The following is a 22,745-nucleotide window of genomic DNA, read 5'->3' as shown; positions in this document are numbered from 1 at the left end:
CTAGGTTGTGCGTTTCTCGCGAGTCTACGCAGTGGCTTGGCTTGGTGTGATCTCAGGCTCTGGGGGTGGTTGGTGTCCTGCATTGGGCGGCACGGTGCCGTTGTGGACGAGCATGGCCGGGGCTGATGTCACGAGGAGCCAGACCGGCAGGATGATGATGCATAGCACCGGGAGTATCGCGATGTCGCCGATGAGTGCGACGCCCATGAAGAGGGCGAGCCAGCCATCTCGGCCAATGGCGAGGATCGATCCCAAGGAGCCTGCAGCGATGGCGAGTGCGAGAGACGAGTCGGGGACCAGTGAATGTCCGGCAAGTCCAAATGCGGCGCCGATGAACACGGCGGGGAAGATGCGGCCTCCTCGGAATCCTGACGCCGCGGAAACGGTGAGGGCCAGCACTTTGATGAGCGCCATGCCTAGGAGTGCCCAGAAGGAGAACTCTCCGGCGCGGGAGATGAGTTCGCCGGTTTGTTCGGCGCCCTTGAAGAGAGTGAGCGGTCCGCCGATGGCGCCGAGGAGTCCTAGAACAATTCCGCCGATGGTGGTGAACACGATGGGGTTGGGGAACCTGCGGAGGAGGTGCCAGACGCGCGGCATGAGCCATGCGCCGAGGAGTGAACCTGCGGCGGCGGCGAGTGCGATGGGGATGCCGATGGTGAGGTCTGTCCAGTGCGGTCCGGCGTAGTCTCCGATTTCTTGCGGGCGGAATGCGACGCCCAGGAGGTTGGCCACGAGGGCGCCCGATGCTGCGGCGGCTACGGGTGCAAAGAGTCGGTCCCAGAGCAGGCCGCCCAGTTTTACGCCGGCCACGAGTTCTGTCAGGAGCAGTGCGGCGGCCACGGGGGAGCCAAACATTGCTCCGATCATTCCGGCGCCTGCCATGAGCAATACGGGGCCGTGGCTGATCTGCGGCATGATGCGCGTCATGCCCCACATGGAGAGCCCTACGGCGATGGAGATGATGGGGCTTTCTGGGCCGAGGCTGACGCCCGCTCCGAGGCTGACGATGAGTGCGAGCGCGATTCCGGGGAGTACTTTGAGGGGTAGCGGGGGTGCGACGAGTTCGGTGGTGGCGGAGTCGTATCCTCCGTGTCCGGGGATGTAGCGGATGATGATGCCGACGGCGAGGCCCGCGAGTCCGAGTACCACGATGGGCCACCAGCGTGCTTCCGGATCGACGCCGGTCCATTCGGGCACGAGTTCCCACATGAACACGGTGACGCCGTGCGCGGCCTCGTCGATGGCCCACAGCAGTGCGCCGCACATGGCGCCGATGATGAGTGCCGGCACTGTCGCCCGCAGGAGGGTTCGTACGCGTGCGGACGCTAGAGGTGCCTGAACTGGGGTTTCAGTGCTCATGGACGCGAGCATACGGCGCACGGTGCACCTTTCGCAGAGTGCCGACTAGACTCGACTGTCGTGGACACCGACTTTCAAGCTGAGATTTCTGCGCTTCGCGCGACCTTCGCACAGATTGAGGCGGTGTCTGATCCTGAGAAGCTCCGGGCCCGGGTGGCGGACCTTGAGCAGCAGGCCTCGGCCCCTGATTTGTGGGACGACCAGGACAACGCTCAGGCTGTCACTCAGCAGCTCAGTGCTGCGAACGGTGAGCTCGAACGCTTGGCGTCCTTCCGCAACCGTATTGACGACCTAGAAGTGCTGGTCGAGATGGCGGTGGAGGGCGACGACGCGGAAACTCTCGCGGAAGCCGATGCCGAACTTGCGCAGGTGCGTAAGGACTTGGCAGCGATGGAAGTGCGCACGCTGATGTCGGGGGAGTGGGACGAGCGCAACGCTGTGGTCACGATCCGTTCGGGTGCGGGTGGGGACGACGCGACTGATTTTGCGGAGATGCTGCTGCGTATGTACCTGCGGTGGGCTGAGCGTCACGGCTATCAGACCAAGGTGCTTGACACGTCGTATGCCGAGGGTGCGGGCATCAAGTCTGCGACCTTCGAGGTGAACGCTCCCTACGCCTTCGGAACGCTATCGGTGGAGGCGGGTACGCATCGCTTGGCTCGCATCAGCCCGTTTGGTTCTGCGGACAAGCGCCAGACCAGTTTTGCTGCGGTCGAGGTCATTCCGCAGATTGAATCGACCGATCACATTGAGATCGCGGAATCTGACCTGAAGGTCGATGTCTTCCGTTCCTCCGGCCCTGGCGGTCAGTCTGTGAACACCACGGACTCTGCTGTGCGCCTGACTCACTTGCCTACCGGCATTGTGGTGTCGATGCAGGATGAGAAGTCGCAGATTCAGAACCGCGCTGCCGCAATGCGCGTGCTGCAGTCACGTCTGCTGTTGCAGAAGAAGGCTGAGGAGGCGGCGCAGAAGAAGGAACTGGCTGGCGACATCAAAGCGAGCTGGGGAGATCAGATGCGCTCGTACTTCTTGTACGGCCAACAGCTCGTGAAGGACCTGCGCACCGGTTACGAGGTCGGTAACCCGCAGGTGGTGTTTGACGGTGACCTCGACGGACTGATCGATGCTGGTATCCGTTGGCGTAAGCAGCAGGAGTCCGAGGAAGGCTAGTCCTTAGCGCAGGTGGTACGTCAGTGCCGCCTCGATGTGATCGCGCAGGGCATGCTCACGTGCGGGTTCGAGTGGGCTGCCGTTTGCGGGCACGATGACGCCTCGCGTGCCGTCGCAATCAAATTGCTTGCCGTGTTTGGCGCGAAACTCGTCCACGAGCGTGGTCTGGCAGTGTGTGAATACCGCCACGTCGTGGCCGGCGCCGATGCGGTCGATGCGCACCGTCGTACCTGTGCGAGGGGATTGGGTCAGGAAGCTTGGTTGCCCCCACTTGAGGGTCTCCACCACAGGGCCGATGCTGGGGTTGCCTTCCGCGACATCCCACACCAAGTCACGCAGTTCCAGGAGGCGCTCGCGGACTTCGCGGGGGTAGGCGGCGATGACGGCATCGAACGATGCGGGGAGTGGGGGAGTGTCTGTCATGGTGCCTCTCCGGGTGGCGAGTGCCGATCTGCGTGAATGCGGACGTAGATGAGCGCGGACGTAGGTGAGTGTCCCACGGAGGTGAGTGTCCCACGGAGGTGACGTCGGCGCCGTTTAAGTGCCTCACGTGTGCCGCACCTGCGGCGAAGCGCTGAAAGTATGTGACAAATGCGACAAGGTGCGCGCGGCGCGCCTGACCGTTTCATGCTTGACAGGTTCTTACCATTCTTGCGGAAGCGCGTGACCAACCACTCGTGCTGAAGTGAACGATGATCCGATTCGACGAAGTCTCCAAGGTCTACAGTCGTGGTGCCCGGCCGGCGCTCGACGGTATCGACGTGGAGATTGAGCGCGGCGACTTTGTGTTCCTGGTGGGATCCTCAGGTTCAGGTAAGTCGACGTTCCTCAAGTTGATCCTGCGCGAAGAGCGTGCCACCAGTGGTGATGTGTGGGTGGCGGGACGCCAACTGAACCGGTTGTCCAATTGGCGTGTGCCTCAACTGCGCCGCGAGATTGGTGCGGTGTTCCAGGACTTCCGGTTGCTGCCTAACAAGACGGTCTATCAGAACGTTGCGTTCGCTCTTGAGGTTATTGGCAAGTCTCGCCGTGAGGTGAAGGCGACTGTGCCCGAGATGCTTGAACTGGTGGGCCTTGCTGGCAAGGAACGCCGTTTCCCCCATGAACTGTCAGGTGGTGAGCAGCAGCGTGTCGCCATTGCGCGAGCGTTCGTCAACCATCCGCCGATCCTACTGTGTGACGAGCCCACAGGAAACCTTGACCCCGGCACGTCCGTGGGCATCATGCGTCTGCTTGACCGTATTAACCGGACAGGCACCACCGTGCTGATGGCCACACACGATGACGAGATCGTTGACCAGATGCGCAAGCGCGTGATCGAACTGAAGGGCGGGCGCCTGGTGCGTGACCAAGACCGCGGCGTCTACGGGCTGGAGACAGTCTGATGCGATTGAGGTTTGTGGCCGGGGAAGTCTGGAACGGCCTACGGCGAAACTCCACGATGGCGCTGTCTGTGGCGCTCGTGACCTTTGTCTCGCTGACTTTTGTGGGTGCGGCTGCCTTGACGCAGATGCAGGTTCAGCAACTCAAAGATGCCTGGTACGGCCAGGTCGAGGTGTCGATCTTCCTATGCCAGCCGGGTGCGTTTGAGGACAACTGTGCCGAGGGTCCGGTCACGACCGTCCAGCAAGACGAGATCCTTGAAGTGCTCGAGGAGGGCAACGTCTCGGACCTCGTGCAGTCGGTCTATGTGGAGACCCGCGAAGAGGTCTACGAGAACATCGTTGAGGCTGACGACACGGGCGTGTATTCGCATGTGGAGCCGGAGGACTTTGCGCCGGTGTTGCGCATCAAACTTCACGACCCGGAGCAGTTCCAGGTGGTCGCGGATGCCACGGCTGGGCTACCTGGCGTGCAGTCGGTCTACGACCAGCGTGAGGTCTTCCAGGACCTGTTCTCGTTGCTTAACTCGGCCACGATCTTGGCGGCAGTTCTTGCAGGAGTGATGATGCTCACTGCAGTGCTGCTGATCACCACCACCATCCGCTTGAGCGCCTTGAGCCGCAAGCGTGAAACCAACATCATGCGCATGGTGGGCGCATCCCGTTCCCTGATCCAGGCACCCTTCATGTTGGAGGGTGCTGTCGCCGCCACGGGTGGAGCGATCCTCGCGATCGCTGGCCTCTGGTTTGCCGTCCGCTACTTTGTTGAGGGCTGGCTGACTGGCTCGATCCCGTGGGTGGATTACATCAGCAGTGACGATGTCTGGGCGGTTGCGCCTTGGCTGATCCTTGCCGCGGTAGGCCTGGCTCTGATCGCGTCGCTGTTCACTTTGAAGAGGTACACACGCGTATGAACATCGCACGTCGTCAACTCATCCTCATTGCCGCTGTGGTGCTGGCTGCCATTGTGGGCGGTATTGCCGTGGGCTATTCCACGAGCGCGGGCGCTTCCGTCTCTGACTGGGAGGATGAGGTCGAGAAGCAGCAGGATGCTCTTGACGCGGCGGAGGACAAACTGTCCGATGCGAACGATCAGAAGGCGTCTGCGCAGGACCAGGCCGCAATTCTGGACTCCGCTATCGACACCACTGATGAGGAGCTCGTCGCAGCGCAGGAGCGGCTCGATGATCTCAACGCCCAACTCGCGGAGTTGGAGATCGCGCTCGACGAGGCTCAGGCCGCCGTTGATGCCGCAGTGATCGAGCAGGGGATTGTGGCGGACAAGTTGGCGACTGCGGAGGCGCAGGACAAGGCCATCACCGCGCAGATTGCCGCTGACGAGGAACGCACTGCGGAACTGCAGGAATTGGTAGCCGCCATTGCCTACGAGGCGTATCAGGGCACCTCGCTCAATGCGTCGCTCAGCATCGTTCTTGGCGCTGCGAATGCCCGTGAGTTCGTGGATGAGTACATGGCGCAAGAGTCGGCGTCGCGTGTGCAGTCCAATACGTTGACGGAACTCGAGGAGATTGCCGCAGTAAACCGCAACCGTGCGGTGCGCCAGGAGGCGGTGCGGGTCTACATCGAGGAACTGAAGGCTGAAGCCGATGCTTTGGTGATTGAACTTGAAGGGCTGCGCCAGGAAGCGGCCGATGCCAAGGCTGAGGTTGAGGCGTTGGCAATCGAGCAGGCGGAGGCGAAGGAAGCCCTTGAGGCTGAGCGCGCACGGCTGGTGGCGGAGCAGAAGGAAAACGACGCACTGCAGCAGCAGATCCGTAACGAGGTCCAGGCGCTGTTTGCCCAGAAGAGTTCCGCGGCTGATGCCCTGAGCGAAGCCGAGCAGGAATTGGCCGATGCGGAGGCTGAGGCGAACGCCAACAACGGTGGTGGCTCGGGCGGTAGCTCTGGAGGAAGTTCCGGTGGCGGGGCGAGCTCCAGTGGCTACTTCGATTACCCGACCAAGAACGTGTACATCACGTCCTCGTATGGCATGCGCTACCACCCGGTGCTCGGGTATTGGCGTCTTCACGCAGGAACCGACTTCCGCGCGTACTGCGGTACTCCGATTTACGCGTCGGCGGCAGGCACGGTGGTGTGGTCCAAGTACCGCAGCGGTTTCGGTAACCAGGTGCTGATCGATCACGGCAACGTGGGTGGCGACAACATCATGACGAGTTCGAACCACTTGTCGAGCTTCGCAGTCAGCTCTGGACAGCGGGTTTCGCAGGGGACGTTGATCGGTTACTCGGGTACCACTGGTACCTCGACGGCGTGCCACTTGCACTTTGAGATGTATGTGAACGGGCCCACCGTGAACCCGATGTCGGTGCTCAACTAGATTGAGTGCACGGCGAACACGGGAGTCCGAGGTGGCTCGGGTTCGCTGTCATCACCTACACTCATGGTTCCTGCCAACGACCACGGCGGGTGCCTGGGAAGGCATCCCGCGCACGATTCCTGTGAGATGACTGTGGGCCGTGGACGGGCGTGGAAGACTCACGATGATTGATGGAGGTGAAGGATGGCTGACGACATTTCGGTCGTAGCGACCAACCGTGCTGCTCGGCACGAGTACTTCATCGACGACACTTTCGAGGCTGGCCTGGTGCTTCGTGGCACTGAGGTGAAGGCGCTTCGCATGGGGCGTGCGGCTATTGGCGACGGCTACATTCACATTGACAATGGCGAGGCCTGGCTGGAGAACGTCCACATTCCGGAGTATGTCCAGGGAACGTGGACCAATCACGCTCCACGACGCAAGCGTAAGCTTCTGCTGCACCACGCTCAGATCGATGCTCTGCTGATCAAGACTCGGGAAAAGGGCTTCACCATCGTCCCGCTCAAGCTCTACTTTGTGAAGGGTAGAGCGAAGCTGGAGATCGGCATCGGCCGGGGTAAGAAGCATTACGACAAGCGTCAGACGCTGCGCGAAAAGCAGGATACTCGCGAGGCCCAGCGGGCCATGAGCCTGCGCCGCCACGACTAGTTGGGCGTGGACTAAAGTCCTTACCTGGGCATCTGATCGGCACGTATCTTGAACACGTGAAGACAATCCCCGCAGCCGTTGATGGCCAAGCTGACGATGCCGTCGCTAAAGTCGCACAGGCAAAGAACCATCCATGGCGCTTCACCGTGTCGTCGATGCTTGCGGGAATATGGGTTGGTGCCGGTGTCTACGTCATGTTCTCTGCCGCAGGCCCGTTCTATATCGGAGGATCACCTGCCACCAAGCTAGTCTCAGGCGCGGTCTTCGCTATTGCGCTGACTTTCGTGTTGTTTGCGGGCGGGCAGCTCGCGACTTCCGCCATGATGACCCTGCCGATGGGCGCTATCCGTAAGACGATTTCTTGGTGGCAAGCCACATGGACATTGCTCGTCATCTTTGTAGGCAACCTTGTGGGCTCACTGGGCCTGGCCTGGATTCTGCACTTGTCGGGGATCTTCACCGCGCCTTCAACCCTGGGGATGCTCGACGGCGCGTTGGTCTCGAAGATGGACTTGCCTCCCACCCAGATGTTCTTTCAAGCGGTCATGTGTAACGTGCTCGTTTGCGGTGCAATCTGGGCAGCGTCACGAGTGCAGAGCGAAGCTGCCAAGGCCATCATTATCTTCTGGGGTGTCTTTGGCTTCATCGCCTCGGGGTTCCAGCACGTGGTCGCAAACATGACCATCTTTGGTCTGGGACTGGTGGGCGCCAGCACCGTCACCGTGTCTGTGTCCTCTTTCTTGTGGATGCTGCTGTGGGTAGGCCTAGGCAACCTGGCGGGCGGCCTCATACTGATTGGCTTGTCTTACGCGTTCGTCGGTGGACCTTACGCATCCGACCGCGTGGTCACGCCCGAGCCGGCTGACGAGCCTCGCCACGACCTTGACTCCGCGTCGAGGCCAGAGCCCGTCGACAGTGTCTCCGTCGAGGTCAAGCCTGAGGAGCGCGCGGAGACTCAGGCGAGTACGGAGTCGATGGCCTTAAAGCCGTAGTGGGTCACATCGGCGGCCACGGCCGTCATGATTCCCACGGCGATGCCCGCATCGCGGTCTGCACCCACGAACGATGCGAAGCCACCAGTCATCCCGTTGTGCCACGTCACCATCCGGCCGCGAGCTGGGGTGATCATCCACGCTGCTCCCACCTGTGTAGGCGGCTGTCCCTTTGCTTGGGGTTCAAGAGCATCGGCCCCCGGAAGTTCGGTGATTCCTGCGAGTCCCTGAACCAGCGCCTCAAGATCGCTGGCGGTGGCGCGGACCATTCCCGCGGGCGCGATGCCCTCGCCGGTCCAGGCGGACTGGCTGGTCCCGTTTTTCGCTTTGCCTCCCAGCGCTGACGCCCGCAGGTCGCTCGGTGTGACTGCCACGTACGCATCGTGCATGCCAACGGGACGGAGCACCCGCTCGTCCAGCAGCGTCGCGTAGGGCTTGTCCGCGGCCTTGGCGAGGGCGTGGCCCAGGAGCGAGTACCCGAGGTTCGAGTAGCGGAATCGTGCGCGGCGCAAGCGTGTGTTGCGTGTGAAGGCCAGCCACTCGTCCAGGGTGTCGCCGTAAGGGTCGGTGCCGTCACGCTTCATGGCCTTCACGCGCGTCCGCATAGAGGTCTCTTTGGGGAACTCTGGTAGCCGTGGCAACCCGGAGCGGTGGATCGCTACGTCACCCAGAAGCAGGGCCGATGCTGGGGAGTCCCCAAGGTCGAGGAGGTCGCCGAGTGTGGTGGTCGAGTCGATCTCGTCGCGTGCGAGCGCTTGGGCGTACAGCAGGCCTGTGAGTCCTTTGGTGATGGACCCGATCTCGCCGTCCGCGCCCGCTGCCGCGCCATAGGTCTTGCTGGCGGTGGCGCCGTCCTTTGCGACGGCGATCATCACCTGCTCATGGCGTTGTGGCAGCGAGGCCCGGACGGTATCGAGAAGAGATTCCATGACCACGACTTTAGTTGGCCGACGAGTCCTTGCTGTCAGCCTCAATCGTGGATGTGGGGACGGGGTGTTCGCGCTCCAAAGCGGAACCCTCGACATCCACGTTGGGCAGGATCTTGTCGAGCCACTTGGGCATCCACCAAGCCCCTTCGCCCACAATCGTCATGAGCGCGGGAACGATGTACATGCGGACCAGGAACGCGTCGAACAGCACGCCGGCTGCGAGACCAAAGCCCATGGGCCGGATCATGGTGATGTGGGAGAACACGAAGCCTCCGAACACCGAGGCCATGATGATGGCCGCTGCCGTCACCACTGCCTTGCCGTGGCGCATTCCGGCAACCACGGATTCACGTGCGGTGCTGCCGTGGACGTATGCCTCACGCATTCCTGAGGTGATGAAGAGCTGGTAGTCCATCGCGAGACCGAAGAGGATTCCGGTCAGCATGATGGGCAGGAAGCTGAGGATTGGGCCAGGGGAGTGGACGCCGAACAAGTCGGAGAGCCAGCCCCACTGGTAGATCGCTGTCACTGCACCGAATGCCGCGAACAGGCTCAGCACAAAGCCCAGGGTTGCGATGAGCGGCACCACGAGGGAGCGGAACACCACGATCAGGATCAGCAGGGATAGGCCCACGACGACTGCGAGGTAGAGCGGCAGGGCATCCGAGAGCTTCTCTGAGATGTCGATGTTTCCGGAAGCGGAGCCCGCGACACCGAGTTCGGTGCCGTCCTCGAGTGGGGACTGGTCGCGGAGGTCGTGGACCAGTTGCTCGGTGGATTCCGCGTTGGGGCCTTCCTTGGGGATGACCTGGAACGCGAGGAAGTCGTAGTCCTCGGAGACCCCTGCAGGTGCGACTGCGGCGACGTCCTCGTTGGTCATGATGGCGTTTTCTACGTCCACCTGAGCTTGAAGGACGCCGTCTTCGCCGACTGCCTCGGGCAGGTCTGCGGTGACCAGCAGGGTGCCGTTGAGGCCTTCACCGAACTTCTGATCGATGATCGTGTACGCCTGGTAGGCGGACGAGTCGGGCAGTTCCTGGTCTCCGCCGGGAAGGCCAAGGCGCATGCTGGCTGAAGGGATCGCGATGATGGCGAGGACAGCCACGCCGCCGATGACTCTGAGCCATGCGCGACCGGTCTTGATCGGTGTGTAGGGGGCCTCGGGCTCTGCTGCTTCACCAACGCGGCCGCGTGACTTCTTGGAGATGGCGCGCATGCCCACCAGGCCCATGACCGCGGGCACCAAGGTGACGGCGACGAGGACAGCGATGAACACGCAGAACGCTGCCACGTTGCCCATGACGCCGATGAACGGGATGCCCGTCACGTTGAGTGCGAGCAGCGCAATCAACACGGTGGAGCCGGCGAACACCACCGCGTTGCCCGCGGTGCCGTTGGCGAGCCCGATCGACTCGTACACGTCCATGCCGCGCTTCAGGTTGAGGCGGTGGCGGTTGATGATGAACAGCGCGTAGTCAATGCCGACTGCGAGTGCGAGCATCACGCCAAGGACCGGGGTCACTGAGGACATGGTGATGCTGCCGGACAGCGACAGCGATGCGGCGACACCCACACCGACGCCCACGACCGACGTGATGATCGGGGTGAGGGCAGGCCAGACGACGCGCATCATGACGAAGAGGACGACGAGCGCCAGCAGCACGCCGACAATCTCACCTGGGCCGAGGATTCCGGCAACTTCCTGCGACAGTTCGGAGGAGAAGAACACGTCGACACCGTCGATGTCTGCGCCTTCGATGGCCGCCATGACGGCGTCCTTTTCTTCCTGGGGGAGCGTCAGCAAGTCGTCCGTGAAGCTCACAGCACCCAGCGCAGTGGTGCCGTCGGCGGACACGGCGCGGATCTCTGAGGCATTGTCTGCCAACTGCTGGGCGAGGTCGAGCTGCGTGGCCTGTTCTTCGAGTTCTGCGTAGCCCTCGTCGATCTGGGACTGTTGCTCGGCTGCGGTGTTCAGGGCTTCGGTCAGTGTCTCCTGCTGAGCGTCGATCTCAGCCTGGGCCGCGTCAATCTGAGCCTGGCCGGCATCGATCTCGGCTTGCTGCGCATCGAACTGTGCCTTGCCTGCTTCGTAGACACCTGCGTCCTGCGCCTGCTCAATGGCGGCGTCGAGTTCTGCTTGGCCTGCGTCGAGCGTTTCCTGCTGGGCTGTGAGCTCGGCCTGGGCGGCGTCAAGCTGTTCCTGACCACTCTGTGCCTCGGTGAGGCCAGCATCGAGCTGTTCCTGCCCGGCGTCGAGTTCCGCACGGCCCTCGTCGATTTGAGTTGCACCGGATTCCAGCTGTGCGGTCTGCTCCTCGAGCTGTGCCTCGGTCTCGAATGGGTCAATCACTGCAGCGACGCCGTCCACGTCAGCCGCGTCAGCCAGTGCCGCGCTGATCTGTGACTGCTGCTCGGCGGTGAGTTCGGCATCGTCCGTGCTTTGGAAGACCACACGCCCAGTGGCGCCGTCCAGTCCTTCGATCTCTTCGGAGAGCTGATCGGTGACTCGTTGCGTCTCCGTGCCTGGGATGGAGAACGAATCGGTGAGGGTACCGCCGAAGGCGAGGAACGACCCTGCCGATGCGATGAGGGCGACAGCCCACGCGATGATCGCGACAAAGGGACGACGGGCGGAGGACCGTCCGAGGTTAAAGAGGAAGTTGGCCACGAAGGGGACCTTTCACGGTGAGTGACAGGAAAAACTCAGGGAGCGTGTTGCTCGGCGTCCAGTGTAGACCAGGTCATGTGAGTAAACCGACAAGTGTTGGATAACGGGGCGTTTGGGAGCCTCGACCGACCATCGGTGAGGCACAATGGTGCGATGGACGCAAGAGTCGCCAGGACCCGCCGCAGCCTGCAGAGTGCCTTGTTTGAGCTGGCGCGCGAGCACGGTCTCGACAACGTCACCGTGGGCGACATCGCCGCGGCCGCTGGAGTGAATCGCTCAACGTTCTACCAGCACTACTCCGACAAAGAAGTGCTTCTCGCAGACGCCCTCGACCTCGTGGCCGAAGAAGCAGGCGCCCAACTCCCAGAACTTTCCGAACTGACGGATGAGCCGCCGCAGGCGCTCGTGACCTTCCTGGGCCACATCGACGAGCACGCCGATCTCTACCGTCGCGTTTTCACCGAACCCGGCTACGGCATCGTCCTTGCACGCCTTCGTGGTCACATTCACGATGCGGTGCTCAGAACAGAGCAGAGCGGCGAACCCGGACGCACAGAAGTGCCAGCCGAGGTGATGGCTGCGGGAGTGGCCGGAGCAGTTGTGGGAGTTGTCGGTACATGGCTGGTGCGCGAGCCCAGAGAAGACGCGGGCGTGGCCTCGCAATGGATGTGGCACGTCCTCGTGGGACCCGGTGGTGTGGACACGGCACCCGAACCTGCGTGAGGTGCCCGAGAGGGCTATCGCCGGTACCGGATCCTCGCGTAGACTAGAAGCACAACTGCACAGGGGATGATCGGTTTCGACGTGTGTGCTTTCCTCAGAGGAAGCGGGCCGAGGACGTCACGTTATCTCGTTAACGCTCGTGGCAAACCAATAGGTGCCGATTCCAAGCGCACCGACTTCGCCCTCGCTGCTTAAGCGAGCCTCGAAGTCCGTCAGCCCAGGGTAGTTCCCGACCTGGTTCCTGGCGTCATCTAGGGAACTTGCTGAGTCGCCTCGTCACCGGGCGGCTCGGGACTCTTAGGTGGCTGGGGCTATCGCACAGCTTGTCTGAAGGTCGTGCGGGTCCGAGACACTGATTATTCAGACTGCGCCCGGAGAAGATCTGTCGTCGTACATGCGGACGCGGGTTCGATTCCCGCCATCTCCACGTATTCATCCCTGTTGAGTGACCCTCGGCCGCCACGCCCCTCGCTGGGTGTGGCGACCGAGGTGTTTCTGCGTGGTGCTCCATTTTCCTAGTCTTGGGCTAGCCCGGTGGGCTTGTCAGACCTGCTCGGTAACGTGCCCACTAGATACCCGTTGGCAAGTCGAGGGACGTCAGGGTCCCGATGTTGCCAGCGTTGGGCCTCTGCGATGTGTCGTCCACGGGCGACGGTGGCAGTTCAGAAGGGGGACTATGGGCGAGTGGTCGGCACAGGACACCGATGACGGTGACTTTGAGAGGTTCTTCAAGAAGCTGCCCGAGTATGAGCAAGCTGTTCTCGAGGCAGCCGTCACTCATGTACTGGAGCGGCTGGGTATCGACATATGCACAACTGAATGGGGCAAATCGCTTGGCGGCGGACTGTATGAGTTTCGAGTCCGACGCTCCCTCACGGCAATCCTTCGCGCATACGGCACCAGCGATTCCTTCATCACTGTGGACGCAGGCCGTCAGGTACTCCTCCGTGTCTTTTGCACCTTCTACGGCGCGAAGGTCATCCTTTTGCTCGGCGGGTATGACAAGCGGCGCGATGCGTCTTCAAAGCGACAGCAGCGTGAGATTCAACGTGCGCGCAAGCGACTAGCCCGGTGGAGATCGAGGCCGATTGCTGAGCATTGACACGGTTATGTCTTTTGACACATACTGAGTAAGTCGATCGAGGAGGTGGTCATCGTGGGGAGAAAATTCAGCGACATCGCGGAAGAGTCGCGCGCGGGCTGGTCGGATGAGGCTCGCAGCGTTAACACCGCGGCGCGCCAAGTCTTTAGCGCAGAGATCAATCAGCGAGCTGAGTTTGGTGCTGAGATCGCCCGTTTGCGCCGAGCGAAAGAACTGACTCAACCCGAGCTGCAGGCACTTTCCGGAGTACAGCAAGCTGAGATCAGCCGAATCGAGAGCGGTGCGAGCAATCCCACATTCTCCACAGTGGAAAAACTTGCATATGCGTTGGGAGCGCGGGTTTCTCTGACAGAAGAGGCCGCTCGAGCCTGATCTGCAGTCGTCCAGGTGGGCCAGGCCTGAAACGAGCAGCCTGACAAGCAAGCGCAGAACCGCCCCTGACCTGTTCAGTCTGGGCACGGCGCCAGAGTACGCACGTGCGGCGCCACATCCAGTCCTGCCGATGTCAGGGACGGTACAAGCGCACAGTGGGCGCAGCAGTTACCGTGGGCGTATGGAACAGCGACGCTTAGGACACGCCCCGTTCACCGTCTCCGCGATGGGTCTGGGGTGCAACAACTTTGGCCGCACCGGAACGGTGTCAGTCACCCAGGAAGGCACCACTGCGGTGCTCGATGCCGCTATCGATGCTGGCGTGACCTTCCTTGACACCGCGGACCTCTACGGAGGCGAGTGGGGCCTCAGTGAGACGCTGATGGGCAACGCGCTCCGCGGGCGCCGCGACGAGGTGGTTCTTGCTACAAAGTTTGGTTTCACGGAAGTGGAGACCCCCTTGGATGGCCTAGGCCCCAAGGGTTCCCCCGAGTACCTGCGTGCCGCGCTCGACGCGTCTCTTGAGCGTTTGCAGACCGACTGCATCGATTTGTTCCAGCAGCACCAGCCCGACCCCTCGGTGCCCGTCGAGGACACCTTGGGTGCGCTCGCGGAACTCGTCGAGGCGGGGAAGATCCGTGCGTACGGCGTCTCCCAGTTCACGGCGGCGCAGTTGCGAGAGGCCGCAGCGGCGGTAAGCGCCCACGGATTCCCGGGGTTGGCATCGAGTCAGGATGAGCTCAGTCTCATTGCCCGGGCGGTCGAGAATGATGGACGCTTCGCCGCGGCCGAGGATGCCGGGGCAGGCTTCCTGCCGTTCTTCCCGCTGGCCAACGGCCTCTTCACCGGTAAGTTCACGCGCACTGACATGCCCGAGGACTCCCGCATTGCCCGCCAGCGCCCACACATTGCTCAGAATGCTGACTGGGACGCTATGGAAGCCTTCCAAGCACTCTGTGATGACTGGGATGTGACGATGCTGCAGGCCACGCTCGGATGGTTCCTGTCGCGTCCTGGGGTGTCATCGGTCATTGCTGGTGCCACGAAGCCTGAGCAGGTAGCCCAGAATGCGGCATCGTCTCACTGGCGTCCCACCCCGGATCAGGTGGGGCTCATTGAGTCGCTATTTCCTGCGTAGCGGTCGCTGAACCAAAGCGAGCCCGAGCAGAAGCAGAACTCCTGCGGCCGTAGCCAGTCCAGCAAGGTTCTCTGGTCCTGTGGCGGCCAGCGAGCTGCCGGTGGGTGTCGTCTCACCTGTACCGGCATCGGCCGTATCCGTATCGCTGTCGTCGGCTGTATCGGTAGCCGGGACGGTGACGTCTAGGGCACTCTCGGCTTGGCCCGCAGCGCCGATGGCGACCACGGTGTGCTGCCCTGCCGTAGCGTCTGTGGGCACCGTGACGGCCGTAGTGAAGTCACCGTTGGCGTCCGCATTGACTGTGCCGAGCGTTTGTGGGGTGGAGTGCAGTTCCAGCTCCACGGGCTCGAGTGGGTCGAATCCGGTGCCTGAGACGGTGATGGTGTCCCCGGGCTCGGCGCTGGCGGGACCGGTGAGTGTGTAGACGCTGGCGTCGTAGGCGGCAGTGAAGGTCATGGGCCCGGTGATTGCTGCGTCGAGGTCGGCGGGTAATCCGGCGTGGAGCCACTCGGAGAAGCGGTGGCCTGGCACGAACGGAGCCTCGGGTGCCGTGACTGTGGAGCCGTGCTCGACTTCGATAGCGGTGGGGGAGTTGCCGTGACCGAAGTCGAAAGTGACGTCGTACGTCTCAACGTCCCACTGCGCGTAGAGGCTCATCACCCTATCGACGGCGTTCGCGTCAAAGTCCCACAGGACAGGCCCATCTTCAGTGGTGGACCAGCCAAGGAACGTCTTGCCCGCCGCGGTCAGGGGTGTGGGCTCCATGAGGGTCCCGCCTAGCTGGACTGTCTGCGGGTCGGGCCCATAGGGGTGTCCGTCCGTGATGAAGGCCACGGTGACATACGGGGTTGTGGGGTGCTCGATGTCGTCGTACTGCGGCCATCCGGTGTTGTAGGGCTTCCAGGTGGGGTGGCCGAAGCCGGAGTTCGCGAGGTTGTAGATGATTGTGGCGGGGGAGTAGCCGTTGTTGCTGAATGAGTATGTGCCGAGTGCCTGTTGCCCGATGGTCGGTTGTGACCCTTCAAAGGTGATGATTTCGAGGGGGTTGCCTTCGAACACGAACGGTTCGATGCTCGTCACAGTTGCTGGAATCGTTACTGACATCAGCTCATTGCTGGAGAAAATGCCGTTACGTAGCACGGTCAGGGTCTCGGGGAGAGTGACATGAGTGAGGTAGTTGTCGGAGAAGGCGCCTTGGCCCAACGTCGTGAGCCCTGTGGGGAGGGTGAGTCGACCAGCGAGGCTGCTGTACTCAAATGCATAGTCGCCGATGCTGGTGAGGTTGGGAGGGAACGCGATGCCGGCGGGTGCGCCGGGGTAGGTGACGGTGGTCAGCCCGTACGTTCCTGAGAAGGCACCGTTGCCGATGCTTTGGAGTCCAGCAGGGAGCGTGACTGTCGAAAGGCGGCCGTCGCCCGCAAAGGCCGAGTCGCCGATGCTTGTCACGGTTGCTGGCAGGGTGAGCGTGTCCAGCGCGTTGTAGCTGAAGGCGCCCGCGGGAATCGTGGTGGGTGAGCCCTCCCAGGTGATGCTGGTGATTCCTGCGAAGTTGAACGCATCGGTGCCCATGTTGGTGAGTGCAGCGGGGATAGTGAGGTCCCCGAGCTCGCTCCATGAGAATGCGTTGGAACCCACTGAGGTGAGGGTGCTGGGGAGGTCGATCTCGGTGAAGCTGTTGCCGTCGAAGGCATTGTTGCCGATGGAGATGATGCCTTCGGGGAGGTCCACGGAATCCATGTACTCGTCTTCGAACGCGTCGTCTCCAATGTGGGTGACTTGCCACGTTGATCCGCCAACGCTTACTTCCTCAGAGATGGTGAGGTTTGCGGGGCACCAACTGGCGCAGCCAATGATGGTGGCGGTCCCGTCGCCGTTGTCGGTGAAAACGAGTTCGCTGTCGTCATCACGAAGGGAGGCCGATGCTGGCGCAGCGGAGGCGATGAGTGCGGCTCCGGCGAGGGCGGAGGCGGCGAGGGCGGATAGGGCCTTGGCGGCGGTGCGCATAGGTGTGGTCCTCAGGTGTATTGCGGTCAGACGTGGGCATGTGCGGATGCAGGCAATACATTACATACGCCCATGTATCTAATCAAGCGATGTCCGGTATGTCCGTGTTGAGGCCCCGTGGCCCCGTGGCCCCGTGGCCCCGTGGCCCCGTGGTGCCGGAGTGGCTCGAGATTGCACCCTCCTGGGCAGTCCTCCTACGAACCTGGCCAGTTGACCCCTTAGCCTGGCGATATGACGATGTTTACTCCAGAGCGAGGGCGCGCGTTGTGGCGGTCGCTCGTGGACAACGCTGCTGGCCTCATCGTTGATGCCTACGTGCTGTACCCAACCTCGCCTGCTCGCGCTCAGTCGCTCATAGTGCTTGCGCAGGAGGAGCTCGGTAAGTCCGAATGGGTCTTCGACGCGTGCTGGGAGGGGTGGAAGTCTGGGTCAGGCGAGCCCGTGAACGTGCCCCGGCTGCGCGACCACGGGCGAAGCCACATAGAAAAGTTTGCAACCGCGCACGAGGCGTCGGAGATCGTTCGGTTCTTCTGGACGGTTCCTCCTGACGAGAACTTCGGCGAAACTGTCGCTCTAAGCGACGGTGAGGTGAGAGACCTCTACCGAAGGTTCGCTCGCGCGGCCGACGCTGACAAGCAACGCGGGTTCTACGTAGATTTGCAAGACGACGGGACCCTTAGCGTCCCAAAAAGTATCGACAGACCTCGTCTTGCCGATGAGATTGTGATCGCAGCCCAACTTTGCTTGCAGGTGATGCACTGCGACGCGTTGCTCGCGGACGTCGACCGCGACTGTATGCCAGACATGGTCGAAACCCTTTCCCTCGTCAGGCCAATCTCGGAGTCGCGCCGGCCGCCTTGGGGCACTCGATAGGTGGCGTCATCGGCTCGAACAGTCGATCCCCTTTGCCCTCGGAGTCCCTGAGTGCACACAAAAGGCCCACGTGTGTCCGAAGGCCCCAGAAACGCAAAGACCCCCAGCGCACCAGCAGGTGCACCAGGGGTCTTTGGTGGAGGCGTGGAGGCTTAACGCCCCATTGACACCCGCTCGGGGCAGTCGAAGGGGTCTCGTGCTGCGAGGCCTACCTGGTTGAGGTATTCGATGACGATCGCGTAGGACTCGAAGAGCGTGGTCTCCGTGTAAGGCACGGAGTGCTGTTCGCAGTATTCGCGCACAATCTCGCGGGTGCGGATTAGGTGTGGGCGCGCCATGTTGGGGAACAGGTGGTGCTCGATCTGGAAGTTGAGGCCACCGGTGAGGATGCTCATTCCCCAGCCGCCGCTGATGTTGCGGCTGGTCAGGACCTGCTTGGACAGGAAGTCCATCTTGGCGTCCTCGGCCACAATGCCCATGCCCTTGTGGTTGGGGGCAAAGGAGGCGCCCATGTAGACGCCAAATACGGCCATCTGCACGCCAATGAAGGCGAAGGCGAGTCCGAGTGGCAGGAACATGAACACCGGTACGAGGTACAGCACAAAGTGGCCGGCAATCAGCGGGAGTTCGGTCCAGCGCTGCTTGCGGGTGCCGAAGGCGAACAGCGAAGCCACGGAACGGTAGTGAAGGTTGAGGCCCTCGAAGGTGAGGAGGGGGAAGAACAGCCATCCCTGGCGTTGCGTGATCCAGCGGACGATGCCGCGGGCCTCACGGGCGTCTTCCTCGACAAAGGAGATGGTGTCCTTCTCGATGTCGGGGTCGGCGCCAAGCTTGTTGGGGTTGGCGTGGTGGCGGGAGTGCTTGTTCATCCACCACTGGTGGCTGATGCCCACGACGAGGGCGCTCAGCACGCGGCCCAGGCGGTCGTTGGCGGGGCCTGACTTAAATACGGTGCGGTGGGAGGCTTCGTGGCCCAGGAATGCGACCTGAGTGAGCACGATGCCCAACGCTGCGGCAATGAGGAGCTGGAACCACGAGTCGCCCAGCAAGATGAACCCAGTGATGACTCCAGCCATCGCAAGAACCAGTGCGCCGCCGAACCCGGCGTAGAAGCCGTAGGCGCGGTGCAACAACCCGGTGTCGCGGATGGTTGCCGCAAGCTCCGCAAAGCGGTGCGTCACGTGGTTGAGGGGTATGACGTTGCCAACGTTGGGCGATCGAGTCATGCGTCTCCGAAAATCATGGGGGCGTATCGACTTCCCAGCCGCTGTATGCGTCAGCAGAACTCACGCGGATAACTACACCCTACGCGACCGTAGGTTAGTTGTCACCCCTTTTTCGCGGGCGTGCCGCAATCACTCAAATACCTGCGATGCGGCGTCCACGCCATGCCAGCGCCAGGCCCAGAAGGAACACGGCGAACGCTACAACAGCGGTGGAGCGCCAGGCCTGCGCACCGGTGGCCGCGAGCATCTCACCTGCCTGTGCCATCACGGTCGGTGCGGTCACGGTGAATGGCATTTCCGCCGTTCCCGTACCTGCGGCCAAGACCAATGTGTGCTCGCCGGGGGAGATGTCCTCTGGGATGGTGACCTCTATCGAGAAGGCGCCCGAGGCATCGGCCGTAGTGCTGGCGAGTAGGACGGGCGTCGAGTGCAACTCAACCTCCACGGACTCGCCGGGGTCGAAGCCGCGCCCTGCAATGGTGATGGTCTCTCCTGGCAGTGCGCTTTGCGGGCCAGCGACCATACGCTCGTTCTCGGTGTACACGGCGGTCAGTGCCGCATCGGCCGTCACCGTCGCAGTGGTGTCCCACGTGGAGTCCGCGTTGTCCGTCCAGTGCGAGAAGGTGTACCCGCTTTTGAAGGGCGCCGATGCCGGAGCGGCCGGCGACGGGTACGTCGCCTCGACGCTTTCCACGGCATCGCCGTTGGCTGGGTCAAAGGTGACGGTGTACGTCAACGGAGCCCATGCCGCCGTGAGGGTCATGTTCGATGTGACGGTGGTGCTGAAACTCCATGGCTGACCGGCGCTGTCCAGCCATCCGGCGAACGTGTAGTGCTCGCTTGAGGGATCGGTGGGCGCTGCCGCTGTCGCGGGGTACGTGACGTCCTCGCTGGGAACTGCGCTGCCGTGCGTTGAGTCGTAGGTCACCGTGTAGGTGTTGGGTGTGAAGTACGGGACCAGAGATTCGTTGGTGCCGTAGACGTCGTGCCACACCACGCCGCCGCCGTGAAGGGTGCTCAGGTCCCGGGTGCGGACGCCGCCAAGCGTGACAGCCCAGTCGTCAAACGTGTAATGCATGCGGACGGGAGTGCCGAGGTCCAGATCTGAGATGACGATCGACGCACCTTGCGGGAGCGCGACGTCCTCTATGGCATCGGAGTTTTCAAAGATGCCGTCGGCAATGCTTCGCAGGGTAAAGGTATGGCCCGCGACTTCCACCTTCCATGGAAGCGAGAGGTGCGACTGTGTCTCACCTGCAGGGGTCAGGCCCGTCACCGTAAACGAGTCCGTGAGCGGGTCAACGGTGTAGGTGAAGTACGTATCATTGACGTGGGCTGACTCCCATGTGGCCGTGAGCTCGACGTCCTCTGTGACCGTGGTGCCAAACGACCACGGATCACCGGACGGGTCCTCCCACCCTGCGAACACGTACTCGCTGCGCGTGGGCGCGGTGGGCTCGCTCGCCGTTCCGGGGTACGTGACGTCCTCGCTTGCTACAGCGCTGCCGCCAGCAGAATCAAAAGTGACCGCATAGACGTTGGGATCCCAGTGAGCAGTGAGGCCCACCGGTCCGGTGATCTGCGTGTCAAAGTCCCACAGGGAAGCGCCGTCGTACCAGCCGGTGAACGCATAGTGCTCGCGGGCCGGATCGCTGGGCTCCGTGGCAGTGTCCAAATACGTGACGGACTGCGGTGACACTGCGGAGCCTCCGTTGGAGTCAAACGTCACCGGATACTGGTTGACCTCCCACTGGGCCGTCAGCGTCATGTCGGACTCGGGTGCATCGGCGAAGTCCCACCAGTCGCCTCCGGTGGTTTTCCACCCCATCAAGGTGTAGTGCTCGCGCGTGGGCGCAGGCTCCGTCAAGACTCCTGGGTAGTCAAGTGTTTGCGGTGCCACGGCAGAGCCACCGTTGGAATCAAACGTGGTGGTGTATTCCGCAGCGTCCCATTTGACGTGGAAATCTGCATTTCCATAAACCTTGCCACCGGACTGTGCCGGAAAGGACGGGTTAGTCGTGGTGTACCAGCCCTGCGACGTGAAGTGTTCGCGAGCCGGAATAGCAGGGAAGGAGATGTCAAGGTACGAAGTCTCGTACGCGTATTGCGCACTCTGGGTGGGGGTGACGCCACCGTCGCGGAAGTCGAACCTCATGGTGAACTGCGTCCTTGACCACATGGCGTAATACGTCTTGGTCTCCGCCGCTGGAGAAGCCCAGGCCGTCGGCGTGGTGCCGCCCGGTGTGGACGTCCACCCGTTGAAATCCCATCCATAGCGATAGGGTGCGACGGCACTGGCTGTAACTTTGGCCCCGGTGCCAATGGTGAACGTCTCGAGCGGATTGCCTGAGGCGGCGCCGGACGCGAACTGGATGTCACCTGCCGCCACCGTCAGATCGGTGATGCCTTTGTCCCGAAGGGCATAGGGCTCGACCCAGTAGGTATCGCAGGTGCGCACGCCGTCGTTGAAACTGGCCGGAACGCTGACGGACGTGTCTTCACTCCCTGTGACGTCCGCGGAGCCCTGAATGTAGCCGTCGATGTCTCCGGACGTAGGGTCCTCGAAGCACTGTCCGGAAAGCCCCCCGCCGATCTCTGCCGCGCGTGCCGCTGGCGCGACGCTGACGAGCACCGCGCTGAATAGCGCGATCAGTACTGCAACGGACAGTCCTCGTTGACCTACAAGCATGGGTTCCCCTCCCAGAGTTCTCACGCTCCCGTACATTACATGCGTCAGCGTATGCAATCTAGTTTTGTGTGGACTTTTTCACTTGGTGCACTGCGCTCAAGCACACGCGCCTGATGCAGTCACGCTCAGTGGCTACGAGCCGACTACGCTCGTCCCATGCTTGTCCCCATCATCGCCACTCTCGTTGGCCTCGGCGTCCTCGCCTGGAGCGCCGACAAGTTCGTTCTCGGCGCCGCCGCCGTGGCCCGTTTCCTGGGAATGGCTCCACTGCTGATCGGCATGCTCGTCATCGGCTTCGGCACGTCAGCACCAGAAATGGTGGTCTCAGCGTTCGCGGCCGCCGACGGCGACCCAGAGCTCGCGCTCGGTAACGCCCTGGGCTCCAACATCGCAAACATCGGCCTGATCCTCGGCACCGCGGCCATCGTGCTCCCCATTGCGGTGAAGCGCGGAATCCTGCGCAAGGAACTGCCGCTGTTGATTGTCGTCACCGCCATCGCATGGCTGCTGATGAGCGACGGCGAGCTGTCCCGCGGCGACGCTGGCGCGCTCGCACTGCTGCTTGCAGTGCTGATTACGTGGCAAATTCTGTCAGCGAAGCAACATCAAGGAGATGGCCTCGCGCACGACGTGGAGCAGCAGGCCACCAGCCAGAACATCAGCAAAAGGGCCGCGTGGACATGGTTGGTCGTGGGCCTTGTGCTCCTGGTCGTGTCCTCGCGCGTACTGGTGTGGGGAGCCGTCGAAATCGCGGAATCGCTGGGCTGGTCTGACCTGGTCATCGGCCTGACCGTCGTCGCGATCGGTACCTCCGCACCGGAACTCGCCGCGGCTCTCGCGGCCGCCCGCAAGGGCGAGAACGACCTCGCGCTCGGCAACGTCATCGGCTCCAACCTCTTCAACACCCTCGGTGTGGTGGGCATCGCCGGCCTGATCCACCCCGCTGTCGTCACGCCCGACCTGCTGAATCGCGACTTCCCGTTCCTCATGGGGTTGACCCTCTTGGTGGTCATCTTTGGCTTCCGTTGGAAGTCCGACGGACGAATCAACCGGCTTGAGGGCTCTGTTCTGCTCGCACTGTGGCTCGGGTACACCGTGTTCCTCGTCGCGACTGCGGGATAACTGGCCA

The 22,745-nt window shown here is 62.4% G+C and carries 19 protein-coding genes and 1 other RNA gene; 13 read left to right on the top strand and 7 right to left on the bottom strand.

Annotated elements, in window-relative coordinates; genetic code table 11:
• Positions 1 to 24: 24 nt before the first annotated feature.
• Complete coding sequence (locus AOP79_RS00635) at positions 25 to 1,359, bottom strand: ion channel protein (protein WP_082093353.1); 1,335 nt, start codon at positions 1,357 to 1,359, stop codon at positions 25 to 27.
• A gap of 60 nt (positions 1,360 to 1,419) precedes the next feature.
• On the opposite strand from AOP79_RS00635, the gene prfB reads away from it, so the two are divergent.
• Entirely contained in the window at positions 1,420 to 2,532 is a 1,113-nt protein-coding gene (gene prfB / locus AOP79_RS00630) for a peptide chain release factor 2 (RefSeq protein ID WP_062069381.1), read from the top strand.
• A gap of 3 nt (positions 2,533 to 2,535) precedes the next feature.
• On the opposite strand, the gene AOP79_RS00625 is transcribed toward prfB, so the two are convergent.
• Complete coding sequence (locus AOP79_RS00625) at positions 2,536 to 2,955, bottom strand: DUF1801 domain-containing protein (protein WP_062069378.1); 420 nt, start codon at positions 2,953 to 2,955, stop codon at positions 2,536 to 2,538.
• Between the two features lie 269 nt (positions 2,956 to 3,224).
• On the opposite strand from AOP79_RS00625, the gene ftsE reads away from it, so the two are divergent.
• The 5 genes from ftsE (at position 3,225) to AOP79_RS00600 (ending at position 7,892) form a co-directional block, all read left to right on the top strand.
• Complete coding sequence (gene ftsE, locus AOP79_RS00620) at positions 3,225 to 3,917, top strand: cell division ATP-binding protein FtsE (RefSeq protein WP_062069375.1); 693 nt, start codon at positions 3,225 to 3,227, stop codon at positions 3,915 to 3,917.
• On the top strand, positions 3,917 to 4,828 hold the full coding sequence (ftsX, locus tag AOP79_RS00615) for a permease-like cell division protein FtsX (protein WP_062069372.1): 912 nt from the start codon (positions 3,917 to 3,919) through the stop codon (positions 4,826 to 4,828). The genes ftsE and ftsX overlap by 1 nt, the downstream gene beginning before the upstream one ends.
• Positions 4,825 to 6,252, top strand: coding sequence for a M23 family metallopeptidase (locus AOP79_RS00610; RefSeq protein WP_062069369.1), 1,428 nt, complete (start codon positions 4,825 to 4,827; stop codon positions 6,250 to 6,252). The genes ftsX and AOP79_RS00610 overlap by 4 nt, the downstream gene beginning before the upstream one ends.
• 183 nt (positions 6,253 to 6,435) lie before the next feature.
• Entirely contained in the window at positions 6,436 to 6,900 is a 465-nt protein-coding gene (gene smpB / locus AOP79_RS00605; RefSeq protein ID WP_062069365.1) for an SsrA-binding protein SmpB, read from the top strand.
• Between the two features lie 56 nt (positions 6,901 to 6,956).
• Complete coding sequence (locus AOP79_RS00600) at positions 6,957 to 7,892, top strand: formate/nitrite transporter family protein (protein ID WP_062069362.1); 936 nt, start codon at positions 6,957 to 6,959, stop codon at positions 7,890 to 7,892.
• Here the strand turns inward: AOP79_RS00600 and AOP79_RS00595 are convergent.
• A complete protein-coding gene (locus tag AOP79_RS00595; RefSeq protein WP_161794199.1) occupies positions 7,856 to 8,821 on the bottom strand; it encodes a serine hydrolase domain-containing protein in 966 nt (321 codons plus the stop codon). The two genes, AOP79_RS00600 and AOP79_RS00595, sit on opposite strands and share 37 nt — an antisense overlap.
• Positions 8,822 to 8,831: 10 nt before the next feature.
• Entirely contained in the window at positions 8,832 to 11,489 is a 2,658-nt protein-coding gene (locus AOP79_RS00590; RefSeq protein WP_062069359.1) for an MMPL family transporter, read from the bottom strand.
• A 153-nt stretch (positions 11,490 to 11,642) separates the two neighbouring features.
• On the opposite strand from AOP79_RS00590, the gene AOP79_RS00585 reads away from it, so the two are divergent.
• The 5 genes from AOP79_RS00585 to AOP79_RS00565 all read left to right on the top strand — a co-directional run bounded on the left by AOP79_RS00585 (position 11,643) and on the right by AOP79_RS00565 (position 14,824).
• A complete protein-coding gene (locus AOP79_RS00585) occupies positions 11,643 to 12,212 on the top strand; it encodes a TetR/AcrR family transcriptional regulator (RefSeq protein WP_062069356.1) in 570 nt (189 codons plus the stop codon).
• A gap of 62 nt (positions 12,213 to 12,274) precedes the next feature.
• Positions 12,275 to 12,642: a transfer-messenger RNA gene (gene ssrA / locus AOP79_RS00580) on the top strand.
• A gap of 246 nt (positions 12,643 to 12,888) precedes the next feature.
• Complete coding sequence (locus AOP79_RS11905; RefSeq protein ID WP_174435648.1) at positions 12,889 to 13,314, top strand: type II toxin-antitoxin system RelE/ParE family toxin; 426 nt, start codon at positions 12,889 to 12,891, stop codon at positions 13,312 to 13,314.
• A gap of 45 nt (positions 13,315 to 13,359) precedes the next feature.
• The gene (locus AOP79_RS00570; protein WP_201774422.1) at positions 13,360 to 13,686 is read left to right on the top strand and encodes a helix-turn-helix domain-containing protein; all 327 of its coding nucleotides are present in this window, start codon (positions 13,360 to 13,362) and stop codon (positions 13,684 to 13,686) included.
• A 181-nt stretch (positions 13,687 to 13,867) separates the two neighbouring features.
• On the top strand, positions 13,868 to 14,824 hold the full coding sequence (locus AOP79_RS00565; RefSeq protein WP_062069353.1) for an aldo/keto reductase: 957 nt from the start codon (positions 13,868 to 13,870) through the stop codon (positions 14,822 to 14,824).
• Here AOP79_RS00565 and AOP79_RS00560 read toward each other — a convergent pair.
• Entirely contained in the window at positions 14,810 to 16,828 is a 2,019-nt protein-coding gene (locus tag AOP79_RS00560; protein WP_062069350.1) for a leucine-rich repeat protein, read from the bottom strand. The two genes, AOP79_RS00565 and AOP79_RS00560, sit on opposite strands and share 15 nt — an antisense overlap.
• 231 nt (positions 16,829 to 17,059) lie before the next feature.
• Here AOP79_RS00560 and AOP79_RS00555 point away from each other — a divergent pair, with 231 nt between their 5' ends.
• A complete protein-coding gene (locus AOP79_RS00555; protein WP_062069347.1) occupies positions 17,060 to 17,701 on the top strand; it encodes an AbiV family abortive infection protein in 642 nt (213 codons plus the stop codon).
• A 152-nt stretch (positions 17,702 to 17,853) separates the two neighbouring features.
• Here the strand turns inward: AOP79_RS00555 and AOP79_RS00550 are convergent, their stop codons facing one another.
• Both AOP79_RS00550 and AOP79_RS00545 read right to left on the bottom strand, forming a co-directional pair.
• A complete protein-coding gene (locus AOP79_RS00550) occupies positions 17,854 to 18,927 on the bottom strand; it encodes a fatty acid desaturase family protein (RefSeq protein WP_082093241.1) in 1,074 nt (357 codons plus the stop codon).
• Between the two features lie 133 nt (positions 18,928 to 19,060).
• On the bottom strand, positions 19,061 to 21,616 hold the full coding sequence (locus tag AOP79_RS00545; RefSeq protein ID WP_062069344.1) for an InlB B-repeat-containing protein: 2,556 nt from the start codon (positions 21,614 to 21,616) through the stop codon (positions 19,061 to 19,063).
• Between the two features lie 156 nt (positions 21,617 to 21,772).
• On the opposite strand from AOP79_RS00545, the gene AOP79_RS00540 reads away from it, so the two are divergent.
• On the top strand, positions 21,773 to 22,738 hold the full coding sequence (locus tag AOP79_RS00540; protein ID WP_062069341.1) for a calcium/sodium antiporter: 966 nt from the start codon (positions 21,773 to 21,775) through the stop codon (positions 22,736 to 22,738).
• The last annotated feature ends 7 nt before the right edge of the window (positions 22,739 to 22,745 follow it).

Source organism: Demequina sediminicola, assembly GCF_000975055.1.
GTDB classification, from domain to species: domain Bacteria; phylum Actinomycetota; class Actinomycetes; order Actinomycetales; family Demequinaceae; genus Demequina; species Demequina sediminicola.
Note: the sequence above shows the minus strand (reverse complement) of the source record. Positions and strands in the feature narration are given on the sequence as shown.